The following is a 4,756-nucleotide window of genomic DNA, read 5'->3' as shown; positions in this document are numbered from 1 at the left end:
ATCATGCGCTGTGTTCTCAGTTGGCCGGGCGTTTTGGCTTTGTCACGGAGGTAGATCCGTCGAGGAGATCGAGAAACGAGTGCATCGCCTTCACCATCATCCGGGCACCGCTTTCGTTCAATGTGAAGGATCGCTTTCCCTCGTCAGTCAACAGCCCGACCAGGCAGACCCTAGGATTGTCACGGTCATCGATATCGATTGTGACGCCCGATACTCCTGGCAGCATTACGTCCTTTGGCTTCTTCGGCATCACAACAACCTTGACTCGTTCTCACTCCGTTCCCATTTTGGGCGGGCCTCGATCCTTGTCAATGAGACGACCGTAAATGTGTGGACGCGTTTTTGTAAAATCGACCATCCCGGACATGGTACGGCGCTTCGAGTTCGCGCACCCTGGCGACGTTGAGCGTTTGGGCAACGGGTTCCCGGTCTGGAATGGCGCGCCCAGCCTGACTTATCCAATCATTGTACGTGAAGAGCTTTCCACGAGCATGGCCGGTTTCGTTTCTGCGAAGTGGGGGCTGGTTCCCGGCTGGGCGCGCGATGGCGGCGGGCGGCCACCGCCTGTCAATGCGCGGTGCGAGACGATTGCCAGCAACGGCATGTTCCGAAAAGCATACGCCGCGCGCCGTTGCCTGGTGCCCGTCGACGGCTATTTCGAATGGCAAAAGCTCGATGTTTCGGGCAAGAAAAAGCAGCCTTACGCTATCGCCATGAAGGATGACGAGCCTTTTGCCATGGCTGGAGTATGGGAAGAATATGCCGACAAGGCCACCGGCGAGTTGATCCGGACCTTCGCTGTCGTCACCTGCGAGCCTAATACGTTGATGGCGACGATCCATGATCGCATGCCGGTTATTCTGGCGCCTGCCGATTACATGCGCTGGCTCGGCCCGGAACTGGATCCACGCGACCTTATGAAGCCATATCCTTCGGAACTGATGAAGATGTGGCCGATTGACAGGAAGGTCGGAAGCCCGCGAAACAACACGCCGGACCTCATTGACGAAATTGGCGTGGGACCAAACGACCTTTTCGACGTTTGAGCCTTTACAGTGAACGCTCGCGGTAGGAATATTGTCCTCAGGTGGGGCGACTCTCAAAAGGTGTCGCAATGGCTAGGTCAAAACCCTCAAAGCAGTTATCACAGGCTGAAATCGAGCGCTTCCTGGTGGCAGCGGAAGCGCTGCACCTAAGCATCATCAAGCCGTTCATATCACCACATTGCGACCACTACAGGCAGACGCGCGTCTTGCACGAGGTGCTGTTGAATACGGTGCGGCAAGTCACCGGGAAAGAGGTCGAGTTCATCCGGTGGAACACCACTGGACCGGTGCTGCCCCCTAAGGCTGGGTAAGCGCCTAGCGGCAGGGATCGATCAGGCCGAACCCACAGAACTGACAATGCCGGCGATGCGGATAGCGACGGCATCAAGTCCGCCGTCGTAAATTTTCGTCAGGACGCGTTCCGCAGCTTCAGCCCTTTGGGCAGTGCACCCGAGAAGGTCGCCGCCGCCCAACCTTGCCGGCCTGTTGGCGACGCAATCCCAAACTCCCCACAATCCGTCGCGCTCAATATGACAATAGAATCTGTGCTTGTGATTTTCCATGCAAGGTAAACTCCCCGCATCCCCATTGGGGTCCGATCTATCCAGGAAAGTGGTTAATGGGCCCGCGTTTGCCGATCGCACTTTAGGCTGGCCGCAGTGGTCCGTCGCCGCACGGTGGACTGCTCACTGCACCGGCCATTCTCCACGACACCAGCGCGCGTCAGACGGCTGCCGATGCGGAATCGGCGAGATGGGGGAACAGAGTTCAGACGCCGACGTTTTTTCCCCAGGTCACGCGATTTGCGCGTGTAGAACTAACGGAGGAAAAAATGAGCATCAAAATGCTTACGATGGGCGCGATGGCGCTCGCAGTGATGACGGGCTCAGCGCTGGCTGGCAGCAGCACCACTTCCGCGCTCGATGATCCTGCAAAGATGTCACCTTTCTTCACGGATGCCGGCATGAAAACCTTGAGGTCGGAAGCGGATTTCAAGACCGCATGGATGTCCATGAAACCGGATGAACAAAAGGCGGTGCTGAAAGACTGCGGCGACACCACGCTCAACAAGTCGCACGCGGATTTCTGTGCCATGGCAAAGAAGATGGGCGGCTGAGAATAACCGCTCTATAGGCGTAGTTCCCAAAATTTGGCCCGGCCGTCAGGCACGGGCCTTTTTCTGCGGGCCATTTCCTTGCGAGCCATGTTGCTTTCGTCAATCATCGGGACTGGCAGATATGCATTCGTTTGTAGCCACTCCCTCAGCACGATCTGAATGATACCGGCCGATGTTCATCTCGGCGGCGAGGGAGTTCAATGCGTCCTGTGTTGCTGGCTCTGGCGGGAGGCCGGCGACGTTCCGGAGCATCAACGCAGCGCGCCGAAGGATGATCTGAAGATTCGCCCGAAACATGTCGGCTATGCCATCGGCTGCAATCTCAAGTTCTTTGACAAAGGCCCATTCCGAAGCGACCTCGCCGAGCAGTACACAGCAATTCAATTAGACAACGGGGTATCGAGGAACGCGGGAAAATCATCTTGGCTGGATCCGCACTAGGGGGCCACGGTTCTCGCGGGCGGGCTTCAATGGACGAAAGACATGAGATGCACCTTGCTGAACTTTCGAAATACGCTGTCCAGGGGACCGCGAAGCCGTGGACCTCAACTCTGTCATTGAACGCGTAACTGCGAGGGTTATCCACAGGTCGCCAAGATTGGTAAAACGCTCCGAGCTTCGTTAAGGTCTCGTTAACACTCTGAGAGCATCGTTTGCGTGGGTTCGGTTCGTCTGAACCCCTAATCGCCTACGAAGCCCGCTGCCTAACCCCAAGCCCCCCGCCCAGGCAGCGGGCTTACTTTTCCAAAGAGAGCCACGTTAGCAGACAGCGCTCACCGGCGGAGCCGTTCGCCAAAGGCTTGGCGGAACTGCGAGAGCTTAGCAGCCGGCATCGCTGCCCAATCATGTGCGCGGAAGCCGTCTGGTGGCGGTGCCACCGCCGCATTATTTCCGACTACCTGCTCGGAGAAGGCTGACGCGTCATGCATACTCTTGGGCCGGTCATGCCGAGGAGGCCAGCCTGACGCCAGGCGCTGTGTGCGCGATGATGGAACGATCGTTTATCCCGGGGAGCATCTCCTCGGGACGCAAGCATGGATCATTGCAAGATCGCGGCCATGGCGATCGCCAGGCGTTGAAAAGCCTTCCGCGCCGGGCACAGGGTGGCGGAACAAGCTGTGACCTCGAAGGTTGGGTCACGCAGACAGCTTCTAAGGCACGCGCATGGCGTTGGACAGAGACGGGGCGAAACTAGCGGCCGGGTTGTCCGTCGCTGCATTAGCGGCATTAGCGGGATACAACGCCATCCGCGCCAAACGTGCGATCGCCAGCCTGACATGCGGACGTATGATGGCAATTGATGGTCTGCGCCTGCATTTTATCGAAGCCGGAACCGGCATGCCGCTGCTTCTCCTGCATGGCAATGGATCCATGGCGGAGGATTTCAAGTCGAGCGGCGTCTTCGATGAGGCGGCAAAGACCTACCGGGTGCTCGCATTTGACCGTCCCGGCTTTGGGCGAAGCTCACGTTCGCGCACCCGGCGCTGGTCCGCTTGCGACCAAGCCGACCTCATACATGCCGCCGCCGGCAGATTGGGTATTAAGAAATATCTCGTGCTTGGACATTCCTGGGGAGCCTGGATCGCCCTCGAGTTGGCGCGCAGGCATCCTTCATCGGTCGCCGGCATTGTGCTTGTCTCAGGCTATTACTATCCGCCACCGCGGCTGGATCTTGCACTGGCCGCACTCCCGGCATTGCCGGTGATCGGAACGGGGTTTCGCCACACCTTGTTGCCGCTGCTTGTGAGGCTTGCCTGGCCTTGGGCAATGGAAAAGATATTTCGACCCGCTATGATCGCCAGCGACTTCGCCGCATCCGCCAAGGATGCCGCCAGCCGCCCTTCCCAACTGCGGGCGGTTTGTTCGGAGTCAGCATCTATGCTGGCCGCGGCCCTGTCGGTGAAGGCCAGCTATAAGGACATTTCCGTACCGACCGGCATCCTGGCGGGATCTGGAGACCGGTTGTTCGATGCGGAACGGAATGCACGGCGCCTGCATGGCGAAGTTGGTGGGTCTCTCCTCGAGGTGATTCCGGGCGCTGGCCATATGGTTCATCAGAGCGCCCCGCAGGCAGTAGTCGGTATGGTGCACACGATTTCAGCACGGCACGCCCTTTCCCAATCGAACCGTCGGCAGCGACGTAAGCTGCGTGCCGACGAGTTCAAGCCAGGTCCGGCTCCGCAAATGTTCCAGGCGGGCGACAAGTGACGCCGCTTGCACCAGATCGTCGTTCAAATGAGCTTTCCAAATGAGCGACCAACGTCCAGCCAACACGCAGTCGGTGCTCCACCAGAACATAGAGGCACTGTTCGAGCACAGGCGACAACAGGAGGAGCACCAAAGCGTTCAGGTGCGGATTGCCGGCGCTATTTCGCGCTTCGCGGGGAGCATGATTTTCGTCTATCTGCATCTCGCAATCCTCGTCGCCTGGATCCTTGCAAACCTAGGCGCGATACCAGCCATCCCAGCTTGGGACCCAACTTTCGTGATCCTGGCCATGGTCGCTTCCGTCGAGGCAATCTTCCTGTCTACCTTCGTGCTGATCAATCAGAACAGAATGGCCGAACACAGCGAGCGCCGAGCGGAACTGGAT

At 58.5% G+C, this 4,756-nt stretch carries 9 protein-coding genes; 7 read left to right on the top strand and 2 right to left on the bottom strand.

Translation table 11 applies throughout. The features are described from left to right. Positions 1-16: 16 nt before the first annotated feature. On the bottom strand, positions 17-250 hold the full coding sequence (locus tag EN949_RS33105; protein WP_127367887.1) for a hypothetical protein: 234 nt from the start codon (positions 248-250) through the stop codon (positions 17-19). A 76-nt stretch (positions 251-326) separates the two neighbouring features. On the opposite strand from EN949_RS33105, the gene EN949_RS33100 reads away from it, so the two are divergent. Continuing rightward, entirely contained in the window at positions 327-1,046 is a 720-nt protein-coding gene (locus EN949_RS33100) for an SOS response-associated peptidase (protein ID WP_127370394.1), read from the top strand. A gap of 68 nt (positions 1,047-1,114) precedes the next feature. Beyond that, complete coding sequence (locus EN949_RS36910) at positions 1,115-1,357, top strand: hypothetical protein (protein WP_127366849.1); 243 nt, start codon at positions 1,115-1,117, stop codon at positions 1,355-1,357. Between the two features lie 21 nt (positions 1,358-1,378). Here EN949_RS36910 and EN949_RS33090 read toward each other — a convergent pair whose 3' ends face one another. Then, positions 1,379-1,609, bottom strand: coding sequence for a hypothetical protein (locus tag EN949_RS33090; protein WP_127366848.1), 231 nt, complete (start codon positions 1,607-1,609; stop codon positions 1,379-1,381). 269 nt (positions 1,610-1,878) lie between these two features. On the opposite strand from EN949_RS33090, the gene EN949_RS33085 reads away from it, so the two are divergent. The 5 genes from EN949_RS33085 to EN949_RS33065 all read left to right on the top strand — a co-directional run. Then, on the top strand, positions 1,879-2,163 hold the full coding sequence (locus EN949_RS33085) for a hypothetical protein (protein WP_013525246.1): 285 nt from the start codon (positions 1,879-1,881) through the stop codon (positions 2,161-2,163). Between the two features lie 159 nt (positions 2,164-2,322). Continuing rightward, positions 2,323-2,604: a hypothetical protein gene (locus EN949_RS37320; protein WP_164753914.1), complete on the top strand. Its 282-nt coding sequence runs from the start codon at positions 2,323-2,325 to the stop codon at positions 2,602-2,604. Between the two features lie 212 nt (positions 2,605-2,816). Next, positions 2,817-3,080, top strand: a complete 264-nt coding sequence (locus tag EN949_RS37315; protein ID WP_164755114.1) for a DUF488 domain-containing protein — start codon at positions 2,817-2,819, stop codon at positions 3,078-3,080. A gap of 247 nt (positions 3,081-3,327) precedes the next feature. After that, the gene (locus EN949_RS33070) at positions 3,328-4,371 is read left to right on the top strand and encodes an alpha/beta hydrolase (RefSeq protein ID WP_127366847.1); all 1,044 of its coding nucleotides are present in this window, start codon (positions 3,328-3,330) and stop codon (positions 4,369-4,371) included. 40 nt (positions 4,372-4,411) lie between these two features. Next, the coding region (locus EN949_RS33065) for a DUF1003 domain-containing protein (protein ID WP_127371921.1) at positions 4,412-4,756 on the top strand (345 nt) is incomplete at its 3' end.

The organism is Mesorhizobium sp. M7A.F.Ca.US.007.01.2.1, from assembly GCF_003998165.1.
In the GTDB taxonomy this organism is placed as follows: Bacteria; Pseudomonadota; Alphaproteobacteria; order Rhizobiales; family Rhizobiaceae; genus Mesorhizobium; species Mesorhizobium ciceri.
This window is presented reverse-complemented; position numbering and strand designations above follow the sequence as displayed.